The organism is Ramlibacter sp. P4_H7, assembly GCF_056400765.1.
The window spans coordinates 17,910-41,707 of sequence record NZ_JBFUKP010000003.1; the positions used below are offsets into that span (position 1 = coordinate 17,910).

Annotated in this window: 25 protein-coding genes; 14 read left to right on the forward strand and 11 right to left on the reverse strand. The window is 70.9% G+C overall.

Annotation, left to right across the window (positions count from 1 at the left end; genetic code table 11):
* Positions 1-43 precede the first annotated feature (43 nt).
* From AC1DSA_RS05320 to AC1DSA_RS05340, 5 genes are all read left to right on the forward strand, one after another.
* Positions 44-883, forward strand: a complete 840-nt coding sequence (locus AC1DSA_RS05320) for a PA4780 family RIO1-like protein kinase (RefSeq protein ID WP_477886810.1) — start codon at positions 44-46, stop codon at positions 881-883.
* 10 nt (positions 884-893) lie between these two features.
* Positions 894-1,418 carry a YgjP-like metallopeptidase domain-containing protein gene (locus AC1DSA_RS05325; protein WP_477886812.1) on the forward strand — a complete coding sequence of 175 codons (525 nt, stop codon included), beginning with the start codon at positions 894-896 and terminating at the stop codon, positions 1,416-1,418.
* 13 nt (positions 1,419-1,431) lie between these two features.
* Entirely contained in the window at positions 1,432-2,379 is a 948-nt protein-coding gene (locus AC1DSA_RS05330; RefSeq protein ID WP_477886814.1) for a pseudouridine-5'-phosphate glycosidase, read from the forward strand.
* A 387-nt stretch (positions 2,380-2,766) separates the two neighbouring features.
* Positions 2,767-3,171, forward strand: coding sequence for a hypothetical protein (locus AC1DSA_RS05335; RefSeq protein ID WP_477886816.1), 405 nt, complete (start codon positions 2,767-2,769; stop codon positions 3,169-3,171).
* Positions 3,168-3,344 (forward strand): hypothetical protein, encoded by a 177-nt coding sequence (locus tag AC1DSA_RS05340; RefSeq protein WP_477886817.1) that lies wholly within the window; start codon positions 3,168-3,170, stop codon positions 3,342-3,344. Before AC1DSA_RS05335 ends, AC1DSA_RS05340 begins: the two co-directional genes overlap by 4 nt.
* A 25-nt stretch (positions 3,345-3,369) precedes the next feature.
* Here the strand turns inward: AC1DSA_RS05340 and AC1DSA_RS05345 are convergent, their stop codons facing one another.
* Together AC1DSA_RS05345 and AC1DSA_RS05350 are read right to left on the reverse strand one after the other, a co-directional pair.
* Positions 3,370-6,645 (reverse strand): hybrid sensor histidine kinase/response regulator, encoded by a 3,276-nt coding sequence (locus tag AC1DSA_RS05345; protein ID WP_477886819.1) that lies wholly within the window; start codon positions 6,643-6,645, stop codon positions 3,370-3,372.
* 108 nt (positions 6,646-6,753) lie between these two features.
* Complete coding sequence (locus AC1DSA_RS05350) at positions 6,754-6,960, reverse strand: hypothetical protein (protein WP_477886821.1); 207 nt, start codon at positions 6,958-6,960, stop codon at positions 6,754-6,756.
* Between the two features lie 342 nt (positions 6,961-7,302).
* On the opposite strand from AC1DSA_RS05350, the gene AC1DSA_RS05355 reads away from it, so the two are divergent.
* Entirely contained in the window at positions 7,303-8,709 is a 1,407-nt protein-coding gene (locus AC1DSA_RS05355) for an FAD-binding oxidoreductase (RefSeq protein WP_477886823.1), read from the forward strand.
* A 7-nt stretch (positions 8,710-8,716) separates the two neighbouring features.
* Positions 8,717-9,121, forward strand: a complete 405-nt coding sequence (locus AC1DSA_RS05360; RefSeq protein ID WP_477886825.1) for a VOC family protein — start codon at positions 8,717-8,719, stop codon at positions 9,119-9,121.
* Between the two features lie 35 nt (positions 9,122-9,156).
* On the opposite strand, the gene AC1DSA_RS05365 is transcribed toward AC1DSA_RS05360, so the two are convergent.
* The gene (locus AC1DSA_RS05365; RefSeq protein ID WP_477886827.1) at positions 9,157-9,408 is read right to left on the reverse strand and encodes a hypothetical protein; all 252 of its coding nucleotides are present in this window, start codon (positions 9,406-9,408) and stop codon (positions 9,157-9,159) included.
* 118 nt (positions 9,409-9,526) lie between these two features.
* Positions 9,527-10,036 carry a hypothetical protein gene (locus tag AC1DSA_RS05370; RefSeq protein ID WP_477886829.1) on the reverse strand — a complete coding sequence of 170 codons (510 nt, stop codon included), beginning with the start codon at positions 10,034-10,036 and terminating at the stop codon, positions 9,527-9,529.
* A gap of 87 nt (positions 10,037-10,123) precedes the next feature.
* Here AC1DSA_RS05370 and AC1DSA_RS05375 point away from each other — a divergent pair, with 87 nt between their 5' ends.
* The 6 genes from AC1DSA_RS05375 (at position 10,124) to AC1DSA_RS05400 (ending at position 14,291) form a co-directional block, all read left to right on the forward strand.
* Complete coding sequence (locus AC1DSA_RS05375; protein WP_477886831.1) at positions 10,124-10,549, forward strand: helix-turn-helix domain-containing protein; 426 nt, start codon at positions 10,124-10,126, stop codon at positions 10,547-10,549.
* 80 nt (positions 10,550-10,629) lie between these two features.
* Positions 10,630-11,850, forward strand: coding sequence for a helix-turn-helix domain-containing protein (locus AC1DSA_RS05380; RefSeq protein WP_477886833.1), 1,221 nt, complete (start codon positions 10,630-10,632; stop codon positions 11,848-11,850).
* Between the two features lie 44 nt (positions 11,851-11,894).
* Positions 11,895-12,575 carry a Vgb family protein gene (locus AC1DSA_RS05385; RefSeq protein ID WP_477886835.1) on the forward strand — a complete coding sequence of 227 codons (681 nt, stop codon included), beginning with the start codon at positions 11,895-11,897 and terminating at the stop codon, positions 12,573-12,575.
* A 136-nt stretch (positions 12,576-12,711) separates the two neighbouring features.
* Positions 12,712-13,506, forward strand: coding sequence for a DUF899 domain-containing protein (locus tag AC1DSA_RS05390; RefSeq protein ID WP_477886837.1), 795 nt, complete (start codon positions 12,712-12,714; stop codon positions 13,504-13,506).
* A gap of 36 nt (positions 13,507-13,542) precedes the next feature.
* Positions 13,543-14,154, forward strand: a complete 612-nt coding sequence (locus AC1DSA_RS05395) for a hypothetical protein (protein WP_477887420.1) — start codon at positions 13,543-13,545, stop codon at positions 14,152-14,154.
* Positions 14,155-14,168: 14 nt separating this feature from the next.
* Complete coding sequence (locus AC1DSA_RS05400; protein WP_477886839.1) at positions 14,169-14,291, forward strand: hypothetical protein; 123 nt, start codon at positions 14,169-14,171, stop codon at positions 14,289-14,291.
* A gap of 39 nt (positions 14,292-14,330) precedes the next feature.
* Here the strand turns inward: AC1DSA_RS05400 and AC1DSA_RS05405 are convergent, their stop codons facing one another.
* The 6 genes from AC1DSA_RS05405 to AC1DSA_RS05430 all read right to left on the reverse strand — a co-directional run bounded on the left by AC1DSA_RS05405 (position 14,331) and on the right by AC1DSA_RS05430 (position 21,032).
* The gene (locus tag AC1DSA_RS05405) at positions 14,331-14,936 is read right to left on the reverse strand and encodes an SCO family protein (protein WP_477886841.1); all 606 of its coding nucleotides are present in this window, start codon (positions 14,934-14,936) and stop codon (positions 14,331-14,333) included.
* A gap of 31 nt (positions 14,937-14,967) precedes the next feature.
* Entirely contained in the window at positions 14,968-16,098 is a 1,131-nt protein-coding gene (locus AC1DSA_RS05410) for an MBL fold metallo-hydrolase (protein ID WP_477886843.1), read from the reverse strand.
* Between the two features lie 116 nt (positions 16,099-16,214).
* Entirely contained in the window at positions 16,215-18,752 is a 2,538-nt protein-coding gene (gene mgtA / locus AC1DSA_RS05415; protein WP_477886845.1) for a magnesium-translocating P-type ATPase, read from the reverse strand.
* Entirely contained in the window at positions 18,752-19,492 is a 741-nt protein-coding gene (locus AC1DSA_RS05420; RefSeq protein WP_477886847.1) for an RNA pseudouridine synthase, read from the reverse strand. Before AC1DSA_RS05420 ends, mgtA begins: the two co-directional genes overlap by 1 nt.
* Positions 19,493-19,563: 71 nt before the next feature.
* A complete protein-coding gene (locus tag AC1DSA_RS05425; RefSeq protein ID WP_477886849.1) occupies positions 19,564-20,364 on the reverse strand; it encodes a class I SAM-dependent methyltransferase in 801 nt (266 codons plus the stop codon).
* Positions 20,365-20,375: 11 nt separating this feature from the next.
* Positions 20,376-21,032 carry a peroxiredoxin gene (locus AC1DSA_RS05430; RefSeq protein WP_477886851.1) on the reverse strand — a complete coding sequence of 219 codons (657 nt, stop codon included), beginning with the start codon at positions 21,030-21,032 and terminating at the stop codon, positions 20,376-20,378.
* A 268-nt stretch (positions 21,033-21,300) separates the two neighbouring features.
* Here AC1DSA_RS05430 and AC1DSA_RS05435 point away from each other — a divergent pair, with 268 nt between their 5' ends.
* The gene (locus tag AC1DSA_RS05435; RefSeq protein WP_477886853.1) at positions 21,301-22,689 is read left to right on the forward strand and encodes an FAD-containing oxidoreductase; all 1,389 of its coding nucleotides are present in this window, start codon (positions 21,301-21,303) and stop codon (positions 22,687-22,689) included.
* Between the two features lie 3 nt (positions 22,690-22,692).
* Here the strand turns inward: AC1DSA_RS05435 and AC1DSA_RS05440 are convergent, their stop codons facing one another.
* Positions 22,693-23,691 (reverse strand): phosphatase PAP2 family protein, encoded by a 999-nt coding sequence (locus AC1DSA_RS05440; protein ID WP_477886855.1) that lies wholly within the window; start codon positions 23,689-23,691, stop codon positions 22,693-22,695.
* Between the last annotated feature and the right edge of the window lie 107 nt (positions 23,692-23,798).

Sequence of the window (23,798 nt, forward strand, 5' to 3'; positions counted from 1 at the left end):
CCCCCTGAAAGGCGGTCCTCCGCAAAAGCCCCAGAATCGGGCGATGAAAACACCCGCCCGCCTTCAGGTCCTGCTGGACGAAGGCCTGATCGACAGCGTCGTACGCCAGCTCAAGAGCGGCAAGGAGGCCGATGTCTACGTGGTGCGCTGCGGCGGGGAAACCTGCGCGGCCAAGATCTACAAGGAAGCCCACAAGCGCAGCTTTCGCCAGGCGGTCGACTACACCGAGAACCGCAAGGTCCGCAACAGCCGGCAGGCGCGCGCCATGGCCAAGCGCACGAACTTCGGCCGGCAGCAGCAGGAAGCCGCCTGGCAGAGCGCCGAGGTCGATGCGCTGTACCGGCTGGCCGCGGCCGGGGTGCGCGTGCCGCGGCCCAGCAACTTCCACGACGGCGTGCTGCTGATGGAACTGGTGGCCGACGGCCAGGGCGACGCCGCGCCGCGCCTGAACGACCTGGACTTCAGCGAGGCGGACGCACACCAGCACCATGCCACGCTGATCGACGAAGTCGTGCGCATGCTGTGCGCCGGCGTGATCCACGGCGACCTGTCGGAGTTCAACATCCTGCTGGCGGCGGACGGGCCGGTGATCATCGACCTGCCGCAGGCGGTGGATGCCGCCGGCAACAACCACGCGCCGCGCATGCTGATGCGCGACGTCGACAACCTGCGCACCTTCTTCGGCCGCCATGCGCCGGCGCTGCTGGCCACGCAATACGGCCCGGAGATCTGGGCGCTGTACGCCGGCGGCCTGCTGGTGCCGGACATGCCCCTGACCGGCCGCTACGAGCGCAAGCCGGGCGCGGTGGACCTGTCCGCCGTGCTGCGCGAGATCGAGGACGCGCGGCTGGAAGAAGCGGCGCGCCTGCTGCGCATGGGCTGACGCGAAGCCGATGGCGCCCGGCATCCCCCTTCCCTACCTGCGCGGCTACCCCCCCGAGCTGCTGCAGCAGGTGCGCGACCTGATCGAGGCCGGCCGGCTGGCCGAGACCCTGGCGCAGCGGCATCCTGAGGCGCACGACGTGCGCACCGAACGCGCGCTGTACGACTACGTGAGCGCGCTGAAGGCGCGGCACATGAAGAGCGCGCCGCCGGTGGCGAAGGTGGCCTACGACCCGAAGCTGCACATCGTGCGCAACGCCCTGGGCACGCACAGCGCCGTCTCCCGCGTGCAGGGCGGGCGGCTCAAGGCCAAGCGCGAGATCCGCATCGCCGCGCTGTTCAGGGACGCGCCGGCGGATTTCCTGCGCATGATCGTCGTGCACGAACTGGCGCACCTGAAGGAGCGCGAGCACGACCGCGCGTTCTACGCGCTGTGCCTGCACATGGAGCCGCACTACCACCAGCTCGAATTTGACCTGCGCCTGTGGCTCACCGCGCGAGAATGGACGAAGGCCGAACCCGATCCGAAGCCCTGAAGCAGCCACCGCCATGCCCTCCGCCCTCGCCTCTTCCTGGCTGGCCCTGAGCCCGGCCGTGGCTTCCGCCCTGGCCGCCGGCCGCGCCGTCGTCGCGCTGGAGTCCACCATCGTCGCCCACGGCATGCCTTATCCGCAGAACGTGCAGACCGCGCGCGAAGTGGAGGCGCTGATCCGCGCACTCGGCGCCGAGCCCGCCACCATCGCCGTGATGGACGGGCGCATCCGCGTGGGACTGGACGACGCGCAACTGGAGCGGCTGGGCCGCTCGGGCGAGGCGCTCAAGGTGAGCCGGCGCGACCTGCCCGCGGTGCTGGCCAGCGGCGCCCTGGGCGCCACCACGGTGGCCGGCACCATGATCTGCGCGGCGCTGGCGGGCATCGAGGTGTTCGTCACCGGCGGCATCGGCGGCGTGCACCGCGGCGCGCCCGAGAGCTTCGACATTTCCGCCGACCTGCAGGAACTGGCGCGCACTTCGGTGGCCGTGGTGTGCGCGGGCGCCAAGTCGATCCTGGACATCGGCCTGACGCTGGAATACCTGGAGACGCAGGGCGTGCCGGTCCTCAGTTGCGGGCAGGACCACTTCGCCGCGTTCTACACGCGCGACAGCGGCTTTGCCGCCGACTACCGCCTCGACGACCCGCAGGCGCAGGCGCGCTTCCTGCGCACCAAGTGGGACCTGGGGCTGGCCGGCGGCGTGGTGCTGAGCGTGCCGGTGCCGGCTGCCTTCGAGATGCCGCGCGCGGAGATCGACGCGCTGATGCAGCAGGCGCTGCACGAGGCGCGCGCGCAGGGCATCAGCGGCAAGGCGGTCACGCCCTTCCTGCTCGCGCGCATCGGCGCGTTGAGCGGCGGCCGCAGCCTCGCCACCAACATCGCGCTGGTGAAGAACAACGCGGCAGTGGGCGCGCGGCTCGCGCTCGCCCTGGCCACGGTCGGGCACGGTGCGGCCACGGTCTAGCAGCGCGGCCACCGCGGCGGCACGATCCGCGCCACGACCCATCCCCCATTCGTGGTACACCTTTCACATTGGATTTGTAAAGCTTACGAACTATGCTGACGTGACACAGGAATTTTCTTAGGGGACCCCCATGACGCACGTCAAGTTTTGGCTTCGCAGACCTTGCGGCCGGCTTCGCTGCGTCGGCCGCCGCAAACGCGGCTGACCCCGCCGCCGGCGCCAACGCGCCGCTCGATCCAACGTTTACAGCCTGTCATGCCGCGCTCGCTGCGCACGGCATGGGGCGGGTGCGTGCCCCGCGACAGGGGCGCCGCCCTTTACCCGACGCGACCGCGCCTTCGACAGGCGGGGCGGACGGCCGCGGCCTGTTCTCTCCAGGAGCTCATCATGAAGTCATTGAATGCCCTGCTCGCGGCGCTGACAGCGATCGCTGCCGGCGGCGCGTGCGCCCAGGCAGCCCCGCTGGCCTACACGGATGCCGCGCCCTACACGGACATTGCCGTACCCGTGGTCTCCAGCACGGGTGCCCCCAGCTACTGGAAGGGCCAGCTCTCGCGCGCCGACGTGCAAGCGGCGATGCAGCAGGCCCGCGTGGACGGAACGATCGCCACCGGCGATGCCATCGGCTATCCGTTCGCGATGAAGGCATCGACGGTGCAGGCATCGGCGCCGTCCGCGTCCGGCGGCACCATGGGCGGCCCGCCCGGCGACGGCCTCACCGCCGACGGCTACCGCTTCGTGGGCGGCGAGGCCGGCTACGAGTACGTGGGCCACGCGAGGGCCGCGCGATGAAACTTTCTCCACCCTCCAGTTCGCACGGCGGCTCGCGGCGCCGGCGTGCGCCGCTGCCCTCGCACGGCGGCAAGGCGCACGCGTATGACCCGCGAACGTCCGGCCTGATGTTGCGCTATGCCGGCGTGTCGATGCTCTGCGCAGCCGCGGCCGCGCTGATCGTGCTGGCGTGAACCGGCCCCGCGCGCCGGCGCGGGCTCAGGAAAGCGGCGGCTGCAGGAGTTCGCCCAGCAGCGGCCGCAAGGCGGCGGTGTCGATCGGCTTGCGCAGCAGGCGGGTCACGCCGCTGTCGACCAGTTCCTGGTCGTCGATGTCGAAGGCATTGCCGGTGTAGAGGAGCACCGGCAGGCCCGGGCACTCGCGGTGGGCGTGCCGCGCCAGCGCCAGCCCCGTCATGCCGGGCATGGTCTGGTCGGTCAGCAGCAGCGTGAACGCTTCCTGCGCGGCCAGCCGCCGCGCCGCCCGCAGCGGATCGCTTTCCAGCACCACCTCCAGGCCCCAGTGCTGCATCAGGTCGCGCATGAAGCCGCCGACCATCGGATCGTCTTCCACCAGCAGCACGCGCCCGTGCAGCTTGGGCGTGGCCGCTGCCGCGGCGGGCGCCGATCCCAGGCACGCCGCCCGATTGGCTTCCTCCGCGGGCACGGGCAGCAGCACCCGGAACGACGAGCCCTGCCCCGGCGCCGTGCTCACCTGGATGTGGCCGCCGTGGTCGTGCACGATGCCGTGCACCATCGCCAGGCCCATGCCGGTGCCGCGGCCGACCTCCTTGGTCGTGAAGAAGGGCTCGAACATGCGGTCGACCACGTCCTGCGTCATGCCGCGGCCGTCGTCGGCCACCTCGAAGCCGACCCAGCGCTCGCCTTCCAGCCGCGCGCTGCACGAGGCGCAGTGGCCCCAGGCCGGGGCGTGGACGATCCGCAGGCGGATGGTGCCGTGCTCGCCGATCGCGTCGCGGGCGTTGATGCACAGGTTGAGCAGCACCTGCTCGAACTGCACCGGGTCGGCCAGCACCGGCGACGCCGACGTGGCGTCCAGGTCGTTCGCATCGCAATCGACGGTGATCGACGAAGGCAGGTTCGGCCGCAGCAGCTGCAGTACCCCCGCCGTCACCTGCGCCGGCGCCAGCAGCCGGCGCTCGCCGCGGCGCGGCCGGGAGAACGCCAGCAGCTGCGCCACGTGCTCGCGCGCCCGCTCGGCGGCCAGCCGCGCCTGGGACAGGTCGCGCGCCAGCACCGGGTCGTGCACGCTGGCGGGCCGCTCCTGCGCCATGTCGATGTAGCCGAGCACGCTGGTGAGGATGTTGTTGAAGTCGTGCGCCAGCCCGCCGGTGAGCTGGCCGATGGCTTCCATCTTCTGCGCCTGGCGCAGCTGGCGCTCGAGCTCGACGCGGCGCTGTTCGGCGGCCACGCGGGCGGTGATGTCACGCACCGCATAGAGCACGTGCGGCTGGCCGCGGTAGGTCATCGGCGTGCCCTGCACCTCGGCTTCCAGCACCGAACCGTTCTTGCGGGTGGCGCTCATCTCGAAGCGCAGTTCCCGGCCGGCCAGCGCCAGCCGGTGGTCCGCGCGCAGGCGCTCGCGCAGCACCGGGTCGCCCAGCGTGAGCACGCCGTCGGCGGCCATCACTTCCTCGCGCGTGTAGCCGCTCATGGAGAGATAGGCCGGGTTGACGCCGACGGCGCGGTAGGCGGCGTCGCGCAGCACCAGCGCGTCGGCGGAGGCGTCGAAGATCGCGCGGTACTGCTCCTCGCTGTCGCGCTGGGCGCGCTCGGCCAGCTTGGCCTGGGTGATGTCGCGGCCGATGTACAGCACGTGCGGCTGGCCGCGATGCAGGATCGGCACGCCGCGCAGTTCCAGCTCGCGGCTGTAGCCGTCGCGCCGCATCAGCTGCGTCTCCAGGCGCACGGTGGCGCCCGCCAGCGCCTGGTCGTGCAGCGCGCGGATGACGTCCCGCACCCCCTGCGGATTGGCCAGCACGCGGTTCACGCCGATCACCTCGGCGCGCGTGTAGCCGGACCACGCCTCGTAGGTGGCGTTGACGTCGACGATGCGGAAATCGGCCGCGCGCAGCACCATCGCGTCGACCGAGGCGTTGAAGATGGCGCGGTACTGCTCCTCGCTGTGCTGCAGCTCGCGTTCGCGCTGGCGCCGCTCGCTGATGTCGCGCAGCACGGCCAGCGCATGGGGCCGGCCGCGGTGCACGAACGGCATGACGCGCAGGTCGGCCTCGAAGGTGCTGCCGTCCGGGCGCAGCACCGTGGTCTCGACGTGCGTGCTCTGGCCCGCCAGCGCGCGCCGGACCATGTCCAGCCGCGATTTCACGTACTCCGTGGGCATGGTGCTCGGGTAGCTGCGGCCGATGACGTCGTCGCGGCCGTAGTTGTACAGCGCCAGCCCGGCCGGGTTGACGTCGCAGATCTGCAGCTGCTCGTCCCACAGGAACAGGCCGTCGAGCGAACCTTCGAAGATGGCGCGGTACTGCTCTTCGCGCTGGCGCAGGTCTTCCACCGCCTGCTTCTGCGCCTCGCCTGCGCGCAGCCGTTCCACCTCCGCCGCGGCGCGCACGGCGAAGATCTTCAGCGTGGCCTGCACGCGGTCCGGCTGCACCAGCGGCCGGCGCGACGCCACCGCGACGAGGCCCAGCGCCTTGCCGTCGGCACCCACGAGCGGATGGCCGGCATAGCTGTCGCTGCCCAGGTCTCGCAGCTCCGCATCCTCGGGAAACAGCGTCTGCACCCCGGTCGGATAGGCACGGAAGCCCTGGCCCAGGACGGTGGCGCAGGGTGATCCGGCCAGGGGATAGCGGATGTCCTGCACCACCTCGCCGCCGCAGTACAAGGCGAGCATCCGCATGCCAAGGGCGACCTCGGGGTCGGGCTGGGCGACGAAGGCGACGTCGACCTGCAGGATCGTCGCCAGCAGCCGCACCAGTTCATCGAACACCGAGCCGCTGCGCGCCGCGGACACGCCCAGCGCGACCGCGCGCAGGGTCTCGTCGATGCGGACGCGCTCGATCTCTGCGGCCGCGCGGGCGGCGACCACCTCGAGCATGGCGTCGGCGTAGCCGGCCGCCGCCGCCATCGGCCGCCGGTCCATCGCGACCAGCATGCCCAGGGGCTGGCCGGCGCTGTCGGCGAGAGGGCGCGCGACGGCGGCGCTCAGCTTCTCTTTCGCGAAGAACGGGTCGGCGGCCGGCTGCGCCAGCGCGGCGGCGTCGACATCGAAGTTGGGCAGGATCCGCCCGTCCAGGCAGACCGCCAGCGTGTGCAACCGGCCTTCGCTCTCCTGCGCCACGACGGCCAGCAGCACCAGCGGTGCTTCGAGCGTGGCGGCCAGCTCGCGCACCAGCCGCTCGAACAGCTCCCGGCCGGAGGCCTGCGCCGTGGCCAGGGCCAGTCGCGCCAGCGCCTGCGCATGCGCCGGGGGCAAGTCCCGGTGCAGGGGCGGCGGCGACGGCGGTTGCCTGCTCATGCGGTCAGTCTAGGGCCGGCCGGGCGCGGAACGCTGTGATTTCCATTCGGATACGAGGCCGATACATCGCGGTTGCAAGACGCGGGAGCGCCGCTCCCGCTGTCGAGTTCAGCGCCGGATGCCGCCGGCGATGCCGGTCGACGGATCCTGCAGCACCTCGGCTTGCACCTGCGCGCGCACCACGCCGCCAACGAACGGCGGCAGGACATCGATGGGCCCCTCGGCCCAGGCCTGGCCGCTCATGACGACGGCGGCCAGCACGGCGGCGGCGACCGTGCCGAGATAGCCGAGGGTGGAAACGATGCGCGGGTCCATGACGATCTCCGTGAGCGAACCGGTGGAAAGGGGGTGGGCGGCCCTCGCTCCGTGCCGCCCGCCCCCTGGCTTGCCTGCAGTCTGGTCGGCGACGGTATTCGCACGATGTCGGTCGCGCGCGAGCTTGTATTGGGTTGGTATCGCTGTCGGACCGGCGTGCGTGGCAGGCATCCGCGCAAGCCGTGTCGCGCCGGAATCCACTCCGCGAGGCCGCGCCGAACGCGCCGAACGCGCCGGGACCGAAGCGCCACGGTCGAGCGCGTTCCAAGTTGCAACAAAATTGAAAATTGGTCCGGCGTGGCGTAGCTTCACTTTTCCCTTGAACCCCCAGGAGAAGCGACCATGACGGCAACAACAACCGGCGCCACGCTCGGCGAAGACGCACTCGCGGCACTGCGACAGACGGTGCGTGGCCGGGTCGCGACCCCGGGCTCCGAGGATTACGAACAGGCACGGACCGTGTGGAACGGGATGATCGATCGCCGCCCGGCCGTCGCAGTGCGCTGCGCCGGAGCAGCCGATGTCGTGCGTGCGATCCAGTTCGCGCGCGAGAAGGACCTGAGGCTCTCCGTGCGCGGCGGCGGCCACAACATCGCCGGCAATGCGGTCTGCGACGGCGGGCTGCAGATCGACCTGTCGCTCATGAAGTCGGTGCGGATCGACCCGGTGCGGCGGACCGCGCGCGTCGAGCCCGGCGCGACGCTGGGTGATTTCGACCGCGAGGCGCAGGCGTTCGGCCTCGCCACGCCGCTGGGCATCAATTCGACCACGGGCGTCGCCGGCCTCACGCTGGGCGGCGGCTTCGGCTGGTTGAGCCGGGCCTATGGCCTGTCGATCGACAACCTGCGCTCGGCCGACGTCGTCACGGCCGCCGGCGAGCTGGTCACGGCCAGCGCGAGCGAGAACGCCGACCTGTTCTGGGGCCTGCGCGGCGGCGGCGGCAATTTCGGCGTCGTCACCTCCTTCGAGTTCGATCTGCATCCGATCGGACCGACCGTGCTGGCCGGGCTGGTGATCCATCCGCTGGACGCGGCCAAGGACGTGCTGCGCTTCAAGCGCGAGTTCGTGGCCAAGGCGCCCGACAACTTCGTCTGCTGGTTCGTGCTGCGGCAGGCGCCGCCGCTGCCCTTCCTGCCGCCCGAATGGCACGGCAAGGAGATCCTGGCGCTGGCCATGTGCTACGCCGGCGACATCGCGGAAGGCGAACGCATCGCGAAGCCGCTGCGCGAATTCGGCAAGCCGATCGCGGACATCGTCGGGCCGATGCCCTACACGGCCTGGCAGACGGTGCTGGACCCGCTGCTGACGCCCGGCGCCCGCAACTACTGGAAGTCGCACGACTTCGCCGCATTGTCCGATGGACTGTCGGACGTGCTGATCGACTTCGCGCGCCGCATTCCCGACCCGCAGACGGAAATCGCCTGTGCCCAGCTCGGCGGCGCCGTCAGCCGCGTGCCGCGCACCGCCACGGCCTACAACCACCGGGACGGCCAGTACGTGATGAACGTGCACGGCCGCTGGGACGATCCCGCCAAGGACGAGGCCTGCATCGCCTGGGCCCGCGACCTGTGGAAGGCGGCCGCACCCTTCGCCACCGGCAGCGTGTACGTCAACTTCCTGACGCAGGAAGAAGGCGGGCGCGTGCGGGAGGCCTACGGCGAGAACTACGAGCGGCTGGTGGCGCTGAAGAACAAGTACGACCCGAAGAACCTGTTCGGCGTCAACCAGAACATCCAGCCCACCGTGTGACGCCGGCGTGGCCGGCGCATCCGCACGCGAGCAGCGCCCGGCATCGATCGAATCGATCAGTGCCCTGACGCTGGCCACGCACGACATGGCGCGCGCCGTGCGCTTCTACGAGGCGCTGGGCTTCGCGCTGCGCTACGGAGGTCCGCAAGCGGCCTTCACCAGCTTCAGCGCGGGCAACGCCTGCCTGAACCTCACCACCGAGGGCAGCGAGCGCAGCTGGTCGTGGTGGGGCCGGGTGATCTTCTACGTGGCGGATGTCGACGCGTTGTACCGGCAGGCGGTGGCCGCCGGCCTGCAGCCCCAGGCCGAGCCGCACGACGCCACCTGGGGCGAGCGCTACTTCCACGTCAGCGATCCGGATGGACACGAACTGAGCTTTGCGACGCCGCTGGACCGCATCCAACGGTCGTGAGGCGACCGCGGGGGTGGGGGCCGGAGCGCGGCGGGTTAGCGCATGGCTTCGGCGGCGCTGCGCGCCGGCGTCCGCTCGCGCGAAGCGACGCTGTCCGCCTGCAGCGCGGCGTCGATGTCGATGCGCGAAACCGACCAGCTCACGCGCCGGTTCTCGGGAAGGAACTGCCGGGTCCTGCACTTGACGCAGTAGTAATGCGCGCGCATGCGGAACAGGCGCATCCAGGGGCCCTTGTCGGTTTGCACCAGGTAGTCCGAGCCGCATGCACAGGCCGTCAATCGAAGCAAGTCCTTCTCCCGAAACGAGGACCCCTGCTTGTAGGCGAGGCGCCGCCCGCCGGGATCACCCGAACGGGTGAGCGAACGGCCCCGGCGTCCTTCGCTCACAGGATTCCCGTGACGCTCTTCACGCCGCGGCCACGGCCTCGTACCGTCCGCGCGCCACACCCTCCAGGTTGGTCCCTTCGATGCGGATCAGGCGCGTCGGTCCCGCCCGGCCGGGTGCGTGCACGTCGCCCTCGTTGTAGACATGCGCGGCGCCGGGGGTGAGCGTGTACTCACGCAGCTTCTTCACCTTGGCGCGGCCGCCGTCCCGCGCGGGCTCGAGCACGGCCCAGTCCGACATGACGGTATCGCCGTCGGCCTGCCCGTAGATCGCCCAGGACGGGCCGTGGTCGTGCGGCGGGCCGCTCCTCGCATCCGTGTAGCGGTGGGCCAGGATGCAGAAGCCCAGCTGCGGGTCCTGGTAGACCACCTTGCGCTCCGGCGAATTCGCGTCGAACAGGCTCTCGACGAAGGCGCGGTCCTTCAGCGCATCGCGCAGCAGCGCGGCCACCTGCTCGCGGCCGGCGGGGTTGTCCTGGGTCTGCAGGATCTCGCGGACGCTCGCCGCGAAGGTAGAAAGGGTGTGGGCCATGGGGTTCCTGTTGACGGTTCGAGCGGGTCTCCGCACGATGGGGGCACTATAGAAGTTCAAGTCGACTTGAGGTCAAGGGGTTTCTGGATGGACATCGCCGAAGTGGCCAGGAGAGCGGGCGTCGCGGCTTCGACCCTGCGGTACTACGAGGAGAAAGGCCTGATCGCGTCCACCGGCCGGCAGGGCCTGCGGCGGCGCTTCGACCCGCGCGTGCTGGACCAGCTCGCGCTGATCGCGCTGGGCAAGGCCTCGGGCTTCTCGCTGGACGAGATCGCCTCGATGTTCGCGCCGGACGGAAGCCCCAGCCTGGACCGCCGCATGCTCTCGGCCAAGGCCGACGAGATCGACGGGATGGTCGCGCGCCTGAAGGCGATGAGCAAGGGGCTGCGGCATGCCGCCGTGTGCCCGGCTCCCTCCCACGGCGAATGCCCGACGTTCCAGCGGCTGCTGCGTGCGGCCGGGTCGGGCGCGCTCGCGCAAGGAATCGGCCCGGCCGGCTTGCGGCGCGCGTGAAGCCGCGCCATGCATGGCGGCGCACGGCCGCGCGAACGCAGCAGCGCCGGCGCATCGCCGCGCCGGTGTAGCCTTCCGCCATGGATTCCCTGATCGCCGCCTCCGCGCGCGCACTGGCGGCCGGCGATGCGCTCGGGGCGCTCAAGCGCGTCGCGCTGCGCGAGGACCCGCCGGCGCTGGCCCTGCGCGGCATCGCCATGGCCCAGCTCGGTGAGCACCCGCGCGCGCGCGAACTGCTGCGCCGTGCGGCGCGCGGCTTCGGCGCGCACGAGGAACTGGCGCGCGCCCGCTGCGTGGTGGCCGAGGCCGAGGTGGCGCTGGCCATGCGCGACTTCGCCGGTTCGCCGCGGGCCCTGCTGGCGGCCTGCGCCACGCTGGAAGCGCATGCCGACCGCGGCAATGCGCTGCAGGCCAGGCTCATCGCGGCGCGCCGGCTGCTGCTGCTCGGACGGCTGCACGAGGCGGAAGCGGCGCTGTCCGGCATCGATGCGCGCGGCCTGCCGCCGGCCCTCGGCGCGGTCGCCGAGCTGACCGCGGCCGAACTCGCGCTGCGCTCGCTGCGCGTGGACGATGCGCGCAGGGCGCTGGAGCGGGCGCGCGACGCCGCGGCGCGCGCCGGCGTGACCGCACTGCAGGCCGAAGTGGACGAGGCCCTGGCGGCGCTCGATCGCCCCGCGGCCCGCCAGCGCGTCGCCGACGGCGAGCGGCTGCTGCGCCTGACCGACGTCGCCGCGCACCTCGCCTCGGACGCGCTGGTGGTCGATGCCTGCCGTCGCGGCCTGGGCGTCGGCGCCGTGTGGCGGCCGCTGGCGCGCCGGCCGGTGCTGTTCGCCCTGGCGCGAGCGCTCGCGGAGGCCTGGCCCGGCGATGCGGACCGCGATGCGCTGATCACCGAGGCCTTCCGCATGCGCCATCCGGACGAGACGCACCGGGCACGCCTGCGCGTGGAGATCGGCCGGCTGCGCGCCCTGGTGCAGCCGCTGGCGCGGATCGAGGCGACGGCGCGCGGTTTCGCGCTGCGGCCGCAGGAGGGGCGCAACGTCGTGGTCCTGGCACCCCCCATAGCCGGCGAGCAGGCCTCGCTGCTGGCGCTTCTGGCCGACGGCGCGCCCTGGTCCACGTCCGCACTGGCGCTGGCCCTGGGCGCCAGCCAGCGCACCGTGCAGCGCGCGCTCGCCGAGCTGGAGGCCGAGGGTCGCGCGCGTTCCATCGGCCGGGCCCGGGCGCAACGCTGGCTGGCTCCGCCGCTGGCCGGATTCACGACGATCTTGTTACTCCCCGCGGCGCTCGCACCTGGATAGAGTTCTCCCACGGCGCAAGGAAACGCGCCAGCAGGAGCCGACCGATGACCCGCAAAGAACCGCAGCCCGCCCCGCGCACCGCCGAGATCGTGCGGGAGTTCGGCCCCTTCGCCGGCGCCGACAAGATCGCCGGCGTCACCCACGACGGGCACGACGTCTGGGCCGCCACCGGCGGTGCGCTGGTGGCCTTCGATCCCGAGAGCGGCGAGCCCACGCGCAAGCTGGACGTGGCCTGCGATGCCGGCACGGCCTTCGACGGCACCTACCTGTACCAGATCGCCGAGTCGCGCATCGACAAGATCGATCCCGCCACCGGCGCCGTGCTGGCGTCCATCCCCGCGCCCGGCGGCGGCAGCGACTCGGGCCTCACGTGGGCCGAGGGCAGCCTGTGGGTGGGCCAGTACCGCGACCGCAAGATCCACCAGATCGATCCCGCCACCGGCGCGATCCGCCGCACCATCGAGTCCAACCGCTTCGTCACCGGCGTCACCTGGGTCGACGGCGAGCTGTGGCACGGCACCTGGGAAGGCGACGAGAGCGAGCTGCGCCGCATCGACCCCGCCAACGGCGCGGTGCTCGATCGGCTGGCCATGCCGTCCGGCACGTTCGTGAGCGGCCTGGAGTCCGACGGCGCCGGCCTGTTCTATTGCGGCGGCGGCAACAGCGGCAAGGTCCGCGCCGTGCGGCGGCCGAAAGCCGCGGCGGATCGGGCGCGCAAGGCCTAGCCGCCTTCACGCCGGAACCCCGGCCGACATCCCCCTCCGGTCGCACGACCGGTCCTTCGAGCGCACCCGCCACCCCAGGCGGTGGGGCCGCGCATTGTCGACAACGCGAACGGCTCATCGAGCCAAGGAGATCACCATGAACAGGACCACTGCCCCAGGGCGCATCGAGAACCATCCCACCGTGTCCAGCGAACGCTGGCTGGCCGAGCGCAAGGCGCTGCTCGCGCAGGAGAAGGAACTGACGCAGCTGCACGACCGCATCGCGCAGGCCCGCCGCGCGCTGCCCTGGGTCCGCATCACCAAGGACTACGTCTTCGACACACCGGACGGACCGCGCTCGCTGGCCGACCTGTTCGACGGCCGCCGCCAGCTGCTGGTGCAGCACTTCATGCTCGGCCCCGACTGGGAGCAAGGCTGCCCGAGCTGCTCCTACATGGCCGACCACGCCGACGGCATGAACGTGCACCTGGCGCACCGCGACGTCACCTTCCTGGCCGTCTCGCGCGCGCCGCTCGCGCAGATCGAGCGCTTCCGCCGCCGCATGGGCTGGCAGTTCCGGTGGGTGTCCTCGCACGGCAGCGACTTCAACCACGACTTCGGCGTGAGCTTCACGCCACAAGAGATCGCCAGCGGCAAGGTGCCTTACAACTACACCACGCAGGCCTTCCCCGCCGAAGAGGCGCCCGGCGTCAGCGTGTTCTACCGCGACGATGCGGGCGCGGTCTTCCACACCTACTCGACCTACGGCCGCGGCGTGGAAGTGATGATGGGCACCTACAACCTGCTGGACCTCACGCCCAAGGGCCGCGACGAACACAACGCGGCCTTCACGATGGACTGGGTGCGCCACCACGACCGCTACGAGCCGCAGGCGCCCGCGCAGGCGACGCCGGCCACCACCGCCGGTTCGTGCTGCCATGCGAACGCCTGAAGTCCACGCGGGCTGAAGCGGAGCACGCCCATGGACCTGGCAAACCTGTGGCCCTGGCTGGCGGTGGCCGGCGTCGGCGCCCTGCACGGCCTGAACCCGGCCAGCGGCTGGATCTGGGCCGCCGCCTGGGGCCTGCGCTCCCGCGACGGCGCGCAGCCGCTGCGCGCGCTGCTGCCGATCGCCATCGGCCACCTGGCCTCCGTCGCGCTGGTGGCCGGCGCCGTGTTCTCCCGCGTCGCCCTGGACCGCGGCTGGCTGCAGATGCTGGCGGTGGGCCTGTGCGTGCTGCTCGTGTGCATGCACCTGTCGCACCGCACGCCCCGGGTGGCGCAAGCGCCGGCGGGCCACGCGGGATTGGCACTCTGGTCCTTCGCCATGTCCACCGCGCACGGAGCCGGCCTGATGCTGGTGCCGGCGCTGGCGCCGCTGTGCCTGGGTGCATCGCCGGCGGCGGCGACTTCCGCGATGGGTGCGCTGGGTTGGGCGCTCGCCGCACTCGGGGTGCACACCGTGGCGATGCTCGCGGTCACCGGCCTGCTGGCCAGCGGCGTGTGCCGCGGGTGGAAGGCGTGCGGCGGCTGGATTGCCGGCAAGGCGCGCGACGGTGCGGGGGAACCTGCGCCGCGCCTCGCGCAGCGCCGGCAGTGATCGCGGGCCTCCCCATGGACCCGGGCTCCATGGTGCTGGTGTGGATCGGCCTGTCGGTGCTGGGACTGGCCGTGACCATCGTCCTCGCGATCCAGGTCCTTCGCGTCGGCCGGTGCACTCGGCGCGGCCAGGCGTGACGGTTCACCTGCAGCACCACGAAGACTTCTGGCGCAACCCTAAGGCCGCGCAAGAAAGGGACGCAGCACTTCGGCCATCCGGTCGGCGGAGGTGCCAGGCGGAAAGAAATCCAGGTACTTGCCGTCGCGGTCCATCAGGTACACGTAGGCCGAGTGGTCGACGCTGTAATCGGTGGGACTGCCGCCGGGCGCCTTCCTGAAGTAGACGCGGTACTGGTCGGCGGCACGCCGCACCGCGCTCGCGCTGCCGCTCAGGCCCACCAGCGTGGGATGGAAGCTGGGCACGTAGGCGGCCAGGCGGCGCGGCGTGTCACGCGCGGGATCGACGGTGATGAACAGCGGCTGCACGCCCTTGCCGGCCTCGCCCAGCCTGTCCAGCGCCTGGCCGATGTGCAGCAGGTCGGTCGGGCAGACGTCCACGCAGCCCGTGAACCCGAAGTACACCAGCAGCAGCTTGCCCCGGTAGTCGGCATCGGTTCGGCGCCTGCCATGGTGGTCCACCAAGGCGAACGGGCCGCCAATGGGTTCGCGGTTCCACATCAGCACGTCCATCAGCTGCGCCGCAGACCGCTGCGGCGGGGGGTCGTGCGCGCCTGCGGCCGTCGAGGCCACCAGCAAGGTCAGCGCCAGAGCCTTCGTCCGCACGCTCTTCTTCCCAGCGGCAGCCGGCGCGCTGCTAGGCGCCGAAGACGATGTGGCTGCCCGTCGTGGACAGCAGCAGGTTGGCCGGCATCTGCACCTTGGCTTCGTCGATGAAGTTCTGGCCGCTGCAGTGCATGGGAATCAGCACGTCCGGCTTGAGCTTCCTGATCTCGCCCACCACCTGCGCCAGGTAATCCTTGGGCGCGGGGCCCAGGTGGAAGCCGCCCATGATGGCGTGCACCTTCTCCACGCCGGAGACCTCCTGCGCCTGGCGCACCGTGTTGACGATGCCCGTGTGGCCACACGAGCTGATCACCACCAGCCCCTTGTCCTTCAGGTGGAAGCAGGTGGCGTGCTCGTGGATGTGTTCGTCGGGGACGATCTTTCCGACCGTGTCGGCCGGCACGTAGCGGGCCGCGTCGCAGCCGAGGCCGTCCTTCATGGCGAATTCCACGAACGAGTTGGGCAGCACCTTCTCGATGCTCCTGCGCTGGATCTTGCCCGTGGTGAACGCCTGGCCGGCGATGACCACCGGGCTTTCGGCGAGCACCGTGGTGATCTTCCTGGCCTCCAGTTCGCGCCGGTCGAAGGTGCCGTATTCGGCGAACTGGCCGGGCGCCCGGCCCCGCGACAGGCGATGGCAGAAGTTGTCCTCGCCGCCTGCGTACAGCTTGATGTCGGGCGACAGCTTGCTGCGGTACCGGTCCAGGAATCCGAGCAGGCCGCCGAAGTGGTCGTAGTGGCCATGGCTCACGATCAACGCGTCGATCCTGGACGGATCCACGCCGAGCAATTCGATGTTGTTCGCCAGGACTTCCGGCGTGTAGCCGTAATCCAGCATCAGGGTGCGCTGCTCGCCGCCGCGCTGCGGCTCCAGCCACAGCGACAGGCCCCATTCGTTGTGCAGGCTGCGGCGGAAGTCGCCGGTGCGCACCGACGAAGCGACCGACACCCCGTTGACCTGGGCAGGCCGCGCGAAGTTGTCGAAGCTGCTGTCCACCAGCACCCGGATCCCGAGCTTGTCGATGACCGGAACCGCCAGCGTGCCGGCGGCGAATGCCCGTCCCGACAGGCCCCCCAGTGCGACGGTGCCGCCCCACAACGCGGAGGCCCGCAAGAACCCACGCCGTCCCAGGAACTCACGCTCTGCCAATGCGCCGGTCATGTCGCTCTCCTAAGGGCGATGCATGCTAGCACTTCCTTCCTGAATCCCGGGGACTCATTGCGGATGGGCTCCGCGCGCAGGTCGCGCGGAGACCGGCCTCCACCTCGCTCGGAGGGCTAGCGACGCGCGTAGAAGAAGCGCTTGGCCACTTCCGCCGCGGCCACGTACGCCAGCGTCAGCGCGATCATGGCCAGCACCAGCGGCGCGGGCAGCGGAACGAAGCCGAACACGGACACGAAGGGCAGGTAGGGCAAGACCAGCGTGAGCGCGATGACGGCGACCGTGCTCGCCAGCAGCAGGTGCCCCGGCGGGCTGCGCCAGAACGGGCCGCGCGTGCGCACCACCAGCGCGATCACCAGTTCCGTCAGCAGCGACTCGATGAACCAGCCGGTGCGGAACTCCTCGGGCGTGGCATGGAACAGCCACAGCAGCGCGCCGAAGGTCAGGAAGTCGAACACGGAGCTCACCAGGCCGAACAGCACCATGTAGTCGCGGATGAAGGCGGTGTCCCAGCGGCGCGGCTTCTCGGTCCATGCCGCATCGACGTTGTCGCTGGCGATCGTCGCGCCCGGGATGTCCGACAGGAAGTTGTTCAGCAGGATCTGCGAAGCGAGCAAGGGCAGGAACGGCAGCATCACCGAGGCCACGGCCATGCTGAACATGTTCCCGAAGTTGGCGCTGATGGTGGTCAGCAGGTACTTGAGCGTGTTCGCGAAGATCACCCGGCCTTCGTCGATGCCGGCGCGCAGGATGGCCAGGTCCTTGCGCAGCAGCACGAAGTCCGCGGCATCCTTGGCCACGTCCACCGCGGTGTCGACCGAGATGCCCACGTCCGCGCTGTGCAGGGCGGGCGCGTCGTTGATGCCGTCTCCCATGTAGCCCACCACGTGGCCGGTCTTGCGCAGCGCCAGGATGATGCGTTCCTTCTGGTTCGGGTCCACCTCGGCGAAGACGGTAGCCTGCTGCGCCGCGTGCAGCAGTGCCTCGTCGCTCATCGCCAGCAGGTTGGCGCCGGTCAGCGTGACCGTGACCGGCAGGCCGATCTCCTGGGCGATGTGGCGCGCCACCTTGTGGTTGTCGCCCGTGATCATCTTCAGCTGCACGCCGCGCTGCGCCAGGTCCAGCAGGGTCTGGCGCACGTCGTCCTTGGGCGGATCCAGGAACAGCAGGAAGCCCTCGAAGCACATGCCCGTCTCGTCGGCGCGCGAGTACGAGCCGGCGCGATCGTCCACCGTGCGCGAGGCCACCCCGAGCACGCGAAAGCCCTGCGCGCTCCAGCCGTCGTAGCGCGCCTCGATCCGCGCCCGGGCGGCCGCATCCAGCGGCGCGTCGCCTGCGCCGTCGCGCACCCGGTCGCACATGCCCAGCACGTTCGCCAGCGCGCCCTTGGTGACCAGGGTTCGACCGCCGGCGGCGTCCGCCGCCACGACGGACAGCGACTTGCGCACGAAGTCGTACGGGATCTCGTCGACCTTGCGCACCGCCGCGAGGTTCACGCCTTCCTTGTCCCCTGCCGCGCTCACCGCCTCGTCCAGCGGATTCGCCAGGCCGGTCTGGAAGCGCGCGTTGATGCAGGCCAGGCGCAGCACCGCCGCACTGCGCTGGCCGGCCACGTCGACCGCGCCATCGAGCTGCACGATGCCCGCCGTGAGCGTGCCGGTCTTGTCGGTGCACAGCACGTCCATGCTGCCCAGGTTCTCGATCGACGCCAGCCGCCGCACGATCACGCCCAGCCGCGCCATGCGCTTGGCGCCGTGCGACAGCGTGACGCTGATGATGGCGGGCAGCAGTTCGGGTGTCAGGCCCACCGCGAGCGCCAGCGCGAACAGCAGCGATTCGATCGGCGGCTTCTGCAGGAAGATGTTGATGGCCAGCACGACCATCACCATCACCAGCATGATGCGCGTGAGCAGGTAGCCGAAGCGCTGGATGCCGCGCTCGAACTCGGTCAGCGCCGGCCGCAGCGCCAGCTTGCCCGCGATCTGACCGAAGACGGTCTCCTTGCCCGTCGCCGCGACCAGCACCCGCGCCGTGCCGCTACGCACGCTGGTGCCCATGAACACGCAGTTGCTGCGCCCGGTCAGCCCCGCATCCGCCGCCACCGCGCCGGGCATCTTCTCCACCGGGAAGGTCTCGCCGGTGAGCACCGCCTGGCTGACGAAGAAGTCGTTGGCCTCCAGCACGAGGGCGTCGGCCGGGATCAGGCTGCCGGCGGCCAGCTGCACCACGTCGCCGGGCACCACCTGCGCCGACGGCAGCGTGCGCGCCACGCCGTCGCGCAGCACCACCGACTTGATCGTGACCTGCGAGCGCAGCTGCTCGATCGCGTGGCTGGCCATGAATTCCTGCAGGAAGCCGAGGATCGTGCTGCCGAACACGACGGCGAGCACGACGCCGGCGTCGACCCATTCCGTGGCGACCAGCGAGACGGCCGAGGCCGCGATCAGGATCAGCACCAGAGGGCTCTTGAACTGGCGGGCGTACAGTGCCAGCGCGCCGCTGCTCCGGGCGCTTTCGAGGGAGTTGGGACCGTACTGCGCGAGGCGCGCCGGCACCTCGGACTCGGCGAGGCCGGTGGGCCGCGCGTGCAGCTGTTCCATCAGCCGCTCGGGCGGCTGGCTCCAGTAGCTTGCCGCAACCGGAGCGGTCCGCATCAGAAGCGCTCGCCCGGCGGCAGGTAGCGCCACTGGCCCGGCGGCAGGCCGGCCAGCGCGATGCGACCGATGCGCAGGCGCTTGAGCGCGGTGAGCTTCAGGCCCACCTGCTCGCACATCCAGGGCACCCATTCCGGTGCGATGCCCTTGGTGGCGAAGCGCAGGCGCTTTTCGCTCTGCCAGCTCACGCGCGCCGGCGGCATCGCCTTGCCCTCGAACACCAGGCCCCGGCACAGGCGCGCCAGGCCGTTGGGTGCGATGGTGCCGTCGACCTCCGCGACCAGTTCCTGCTCGATCAGGCCCGCGTCTTCGGTGAGCTTGCGCACGATGCGCCCGTCCTGGCTGAACACCGCGAGGCCGCTGGCGGGCGTCGGCAGCGCCAGCAGCGCGACCTGGCCGGCGCCATGGTTCTTGATGCGCCGGATGCCCGAGGTGTCGCCGCTCCAGTGGGAGGCCGCGCCCAGCGACGCCTGCGCCTGCGCCGTGCCCATGCCCGCCGGCTTGTGCATCAGGAGCGTGACGGGGCCGGCGGCCTGCAGGCGGGCCTTCGGATCGATCTCGACCCGCTGCGCTGAGCCCACACGGAACTGCGGCTCTTCCACCGGCGTGCCGTCCACGCGCACCCAGCCTTCGGCGATGTACTGCTCGGCCTCTCGGCGCGAGCAAGGCACCAGCGCGGCGACCACCTTGGACAGGCGTTGCGGTTCGTCGGGAACGGTCGAATCGGTTGCGGGAACCATCGTCGGTGCAGGGCCTCCAGTGCGGGCCATTCTGGCAGACGCACGGGCCACCGCCGCCGCGCCGCAGCGCGCTACGGGACCCGGGCCGTCACGATCTTGGCCTGCGCATGCCCCGCATAGGGACTGCCGCCCTGGCGCGCCAGCGCCGCCGCCACTTCGTCGATCACTTCATCCAGCGACACGCCGCGTTCGACCAGCAGCGCGCTGCGGGGCGTGCCGCGGATCTGCCCGCTCGCCAGCGTGTGCGGATCGACGCCCCGGATCGGGAGGCGGCAGGTGTCGATCGTGACGTCGGCGAAGCCCGCCGCCGCGAGCAGGCCCTGCAGGACGCCTTCGTCGCTCATCTCGTAGGGCGTGCGGAACTTCATCTGCGCATCGCCGGGGAAGCGCGCTTCGAGCACCTGGGCGTTCGCCAGCGCGTGCGGATTGGCCTCGATGCGGTCCCACACCGTGAACGCGAGCAGGCCGCCGGGTGCCAGCGCCCGCCGCGCCTCGCGCAGGGCCGCCAGGCGATCCGGACAGAACATGAAGCCGAAGGCGCAGGCCATGGCGCCGAACGCGCCATCGTCGAAAGGCAGCTGCTGCGCATCCGCGACGTGCCACGTGATGCCGGCGCGACCTTGCGAGCGCGCCTGCGCGTAGTCGAGCATGCCAGGGGCGAGATCGGTGGCGACCAGTTCCACCGAAGCAGGGAGCCGCTCGCGCAAGGGCCGGGTCAGGGCGCCGGTGCCGCAGGCGATTTCCAGCACCGGCCCGCGCACGTTCGCCGGAATGCGGGCGACCAGTTGCTCCGCGAACGGGCCGAACTGCACCGGCACGAGCTGCTCGTCGTAGAAGCTCGGGCCGGTGAACGAAGCAGTGGGCGCAACCATCCGCAAGCGCCTCAGTTCCCCGGCTGCTTGGTGACCCGCAGGTAAGGCTTCACGGCCTTCCAGCCCTGCGGGAAGAGCTTCTTCGCTTCCTCGTCGGACACCGAGCCGGCGATGATGACGTCCTCGCCCTGCTTCCAGTTGGCGGGCGTGGCCACGCGGTACTTCGCGGTGAGCTGCATCGAGTCGAGCACGCGCAGGATCTCGTCGAAGTTGCGCCCGGTGGTCATCGGGTACGTGAGCATCAGCTTGATCTTCTTGTCGGGCCCGACGATGAAGACCGAGCGCACGGTCTGGTTGGTGGCCGCCGTGCGGCCGTCGGCGCCCACCTCCTCGGCCGGCAGCATGTTGTACAGCTTCGAGACCGCCAGGTTGCCGTCCGCGATGATGGGGTAGTTCACCTTCGCGCCCTGCGTCTCCTCGATGTCGCCCAGCCAGCGGCTGTGGCTGTCGACCGGGTCGGCCGACAGTCCGATCAACTTCGCACCGCGCTTGGTGAACTCGGGTTCGATGCGGGCCATGTAGCCCAGCTCGGTCGTGCACACCGGGGTGAAATCCTTGGGATGCGAGAACAGGATGGCCCAGTTGTCGCCGATCCACTCGTGGAAATCGATGGAGCCCTGGGTGGTTTCGGCCACGAAGTTCGGGGCCGTGTCGTTGATGCGCAGCATGGTCAATCTCCTGGGTTGGGCAAATGGAAGAGCAGCAGCCTCGCTTGCTGGCCGGTGTTTCAGCGCCGCAGCCCATTGTTGCCCGCTTGTCCGCGTGCCGCTACTCCCACGCGCGCGAAAGGCCCCCCTGGTAGCGACCCTCGCGGACCAGCTGGACCGCAGGGCATCGACCGGGCGCGGTGAGCCGCTCGTGGACAAGCCCCTGGACCGGTGACAAAGTCCGCCGCTGGGGCAAGCCCATCGCACCGCCCCGGCGCAAGGAGAGCCCATGGCAGCGGAAACTTTCGACGCGATCGTCATCGGCGCCGGACAGGCGGGTCCGGCGCTGGCTGCGCGCTGCAGCAAGGAGGGGCTGCGCACCGCGGTGATCGAGCGCCACCACTTCGGCGGCACCTGCGTCAACGTCGGCTGCGTGCCGACCAAGACCCTGGTCGCCAGCGCACGGGCCGTCCGCCTGGCCGGCCGCGGTGCCGACTTCGGCTTTGACACGGGCGAACTGCGCGTCGACATGGCACGCGTCAAGGCGCGCAAGGACCGCATCGTGATGGAGTCGCGCCAGGGCGTGGAGAAGTGGATGCGCGGCCTGAAGGGGGCCGAGGTGATCACGGGCGACGCGCGCTTCGTCGGCGAGCGAACCGTCGCCGTCAACGGCCGGCAGCTGAGCGCGCCGCGCATCTTCCTCAACGTCGGCGGACGGCCCGTGCGGCCCGACCTCCAGGGCATCGACAGCGTGCCGACCCTGGACAACGCGTCGGTCATGGAACTGGCGGCCGTGCCGGAGCACCTGGTGATCGTCGGCGGCAGCTACATCGGGCTGGAGTTCGCGCAGCTGATGCGCCGCTTCGGCGCCGGGGTGACGGTGGTCGAGCGTTCCGCGCGCCTGCTGCCGCGGGAGGACGAGGACGTGTCCGACGGCATCAAGGCCATCCTGGAGGCGGAGGGCGTGCGCTTCGAGCTGGGCGCCGAGTGCCTGTCGCTCGCGCCGCACGCGGACGGGATTTCCGTCGGCGCGGCCTGCGCGGGCGGAGCGGAGGGCGTCGTCGGCAGCCACGTGCTGCTGGCAGTGGGCCGCCGCCCCAACACCGATGGACTGGGCCTGGAGCTGGCGGGCGTCCGCACCGACGCGCGCGGCTACATCGAAGTCGACGAGCAGTGCCGCACCAGCGCCGAGGGCGTGTGGGCGGTCGGCGACTGCAACGGGCGCGGCGCCTTCACGCACACCGCGTGGAACGACCACGAGATCGTCGTCGCCAACCTGTTCGACCAGGACCCGCGCCGCCTCGGCGACCGCATTCCCTGCTACGCCCTGTTCATCGACCCGCCGCTGGGGCGCATCGGCATGAACGAGGCGGAGGCACGCACGGCGATGGCGCAGGGCCGCAAGATCCTGCGCGGCAAGATGCCGATGCAGCGGGTGGGCCGCGCGCGCGAAGCGGGCGAGACGCAGGGATTCATGAAGGTGCTGGTGGACGCCGACAGCCAGCGGCTGCTGGGCGCGGCCCTGCTCGGCCTCAGCGGCGACGAGGTGGTGCACGCGCTGCTGGACACGATGGCGGCCGACCGGCCCTACACGGTCATCTCCCGCGCCATGCACATCCATCCTACGGTCAGCGAACTGGTGCCGACCCTGCTGCAGCAGTTGAAGCCCTTCGCCTGACCGTCACGCGGCGGCCGGTCCAGCCCGGGTGAAGCGACCCACCAACCGCCACAGCCAGAGAGTGGCGGCGATGGAGAAGATGCCGTCCACGGCGTAGTGCCATCCCAGCGCCACGGACCCGACCAGCACGAGCAGCAGCACGCCCACGGAAGCCGCGAACATCTTGGGCCCGACCCCGCGCGCCAGCAGCACCAGCAGCGTGGCCTGCGCGACATGCAGGGACGGGAAGGCGGAGATCGGCAATCCGGTTTCCGTATCTCCATGGATGGCCCGGATGCCGAGCGACCGCGCGAAATCGGTCCAGGGTGCCACCTGGGACAAGTACGCATTCAGGCTGGCGAAGTGGCGTCCATCCACCTGGTCGTAGAGGATCGGGCCGGCGGACATGAAGGCCGCGGCCACGATGTTGCCCAGGATCGCCCAGGTCACGAAGTGGCTCCAGAAGTACTGCCCCCGCAGGTGCCGCAGGCTCGGCGAAAGGGCCGCCGCGATCAGCGAGACGACCATCAGCAAGGCCCATCCGAGAAAGTAGAACAACTCGAATTCGTCCATCAGCCAACCCGGCACCAGCGGCAGGACGACCTTCCAGGCATCGTCCCCCAGCAGCACCCGATCCAGCTGCATCAGCACCCGGTCCGCGTGGAACGGGACCATGTCCGGAAGCATGGCCTTCACGGAGACGAACGTGTCCATGAAGAAAGCCCACGAGCACAGGAGCAGCAGGCCGGACAGCACGTCGGCGCCGCGGCGCTCGACGCCAGCCGCGCCCGTCCGTCCAAGCACCACGTCCGCGCCGGGTGACGTGAGGACGACGATGGCCAGGCAGAGGAGCGTGAGCCCGCCGAGGGACGGGGACTTCTGCGGAACACCGAGCACCTCGGCGGCCGCTGTTCCCGCGAGGAAGTAGCAAAGCACGAACAGGTGCAGCGGCGCTTCCGCCCGGATCGCGGCCAGCAGTCGGTGGGACCGCTTCCGCTTTGCGAGGGTCGATGCCAGTTCCATGAAAAGTGATTACGCCATGGGCCCCCTTCCGCGGCCCGGGATGTTTCTCCTGCCGGTGTCCCTCTTTTCCACTCGCGTCCCCCACCGGCGCCCAGCCGGCGAGTGCA

Bases quoted from the DNA above. Each gene is read 5' to 3' on its own strand.
- AC1DSA_RS05355 (WP_477886823.1), top strand. From the start codon at position 7,303: ATGACGGCAACAACAACCGGCGCCACGCTCGGCGAAGACGCACTCGCG.
- AC1DSA_RS05420 (WP_477886847.1), bottom strand. From the start codon at position 19,492: ATGGTTCCCGCAACCGATTCGACCGTTCCCGACGAACCGCAACGCCTG.
- AC1DSA_RS05440 (WP_477886855.1), bottom strand. From the start codon at position 23,691: ATGGAACTGGCATCGACCCTCGCAAAGCGGAAGCGGTCCCACCGACTG.
- AC1DSA_RS05425 (WP_477886849.1), bottom strand. From the start codon at position 20,364: ATGGTTGCGCCCACTGCTTCGTTCACCGGCCCGAGCTTCTACGACGAG.
- AC1DSA_RS05325 (WP_477886812.1), top strand. From the start codon at position 894: ATGGCGCCCGGCATCCCCCTTCCCTACCTGCGCGGCTACCCCCCCGAG.
- AC1DSA_RS05330 (WP_477886814.1), top strand. From the start codon at position 1,432: ATGCCCTCCGCCCTCGCCTCTTCCTGGCTGGCCCTGAGCCCGGCCGTG.
- AC1DSA_RS05400 (WP_477886839.1), top strand. From the start codon at position 14,169: ATGGACCCGGGCTCCATGGTGCTGGTGTGGATCGGCCTGTCGGTGCTG.
- AC1DSA_RS05410 (WP_477886843.1), bottom strand. From the start codon at position 16,098: ATGACCGGCGCATTGGCAGAGCGTGAGTTCCTGGGACGGCGTGGGTTC.
- AC1DSA_RS05350 (WP_477886821.1), bottom strand. From the start codon at position 6,960: ATGGACCCGCGCATCGTTTCCACCCTCGGCTATCTCGGCACGGTCGCC.
- AC1DSA_RS05430 (WP_477886851.1), bottom strand. From the start codon at position 21,032: ATGCTGCGCATCAACGACACGGCCCCGAACTTCGTGGCCGAAACCACC.
- AC1DSA_RS05345 (WP_477886819.1), bottom strand. From the start codon at position 6,645: ATGAGCAGGCAACCGCCGTCGCCGCCGCCCCTGCACCGGGACTTGCCC.
- AC1DSA_RS05435 (WP_477886853.1), top strand. From the start codon at position 21,301: ATGGCAGCGGAAACTTTCGACGCGATCGTCATCGGCGCCGGACAGGCG.
- AC1DSA_RS05340 (WP_477886817.1), top strand. From the start codon at position 3,168: ATGAAACTTTCTCCACCCTCCAGTTCGCACGGCGGCTCGCGGCGCCGG.
- AC1DSA_RS05375 (WP_477886831.1), top strand. From the start codon at position 10,124: ATGGACATCGCCGAAGTGGCCAGGAGAGCGGGCGTCGCGGCTTCGACC.
- AC1DSA_RS05335 (WP_477886816.1), top strand. From the start codon at position 2,767: ATGAAGTCATTGAATGCCCTGCTCGCGGCGCTGACAGCGATCGCTGCC.
- AC1DSA_RS05385 (WP_477886835.1), top strand. From the start codon at position 11,895: ATGACCCGCAAAGAACCGCAGCCCGCCCCGCGCACCGCCGAGATCGTG.
- AC1DSA_RS05390 (WP_477886837.1), top strand. From the start codon at position 12,712: ATGAACAGGACCACTGCCCCAGGGCGCATCGAGAACCATCCCACCGTG.
- AC1DSA_RS05370 (WP_477886829.1), bottom strand. From the start codon at position 10,036: ATGGCCCACACCCTTTCTACCTTCGCGGCGAGCGTCCGCGAGATCCTG.
- AC1DSA_RS05380 (WP_477886833.1), top strand. From the start codon at position 10,630: ATGGATTCCCTGATCGCCGCCTCCGCGCGCGCACTGGCGGCCGGCGAT.
- AC1DSA_RS05320 (WP_477886810.1), top strand. From the start codon at position 44: ATGAAAACACCCGCCCGCCTTCAGGTCCTGCTGGACGAAGGCCTGATC.
- mgtA (WP_477886845.1), bottom strand. From the start codon at position 18,752: ATGCGGACCGCTCCGGTTGCGGCAAGCTACTGGAGCCAGCCGCCCGAG.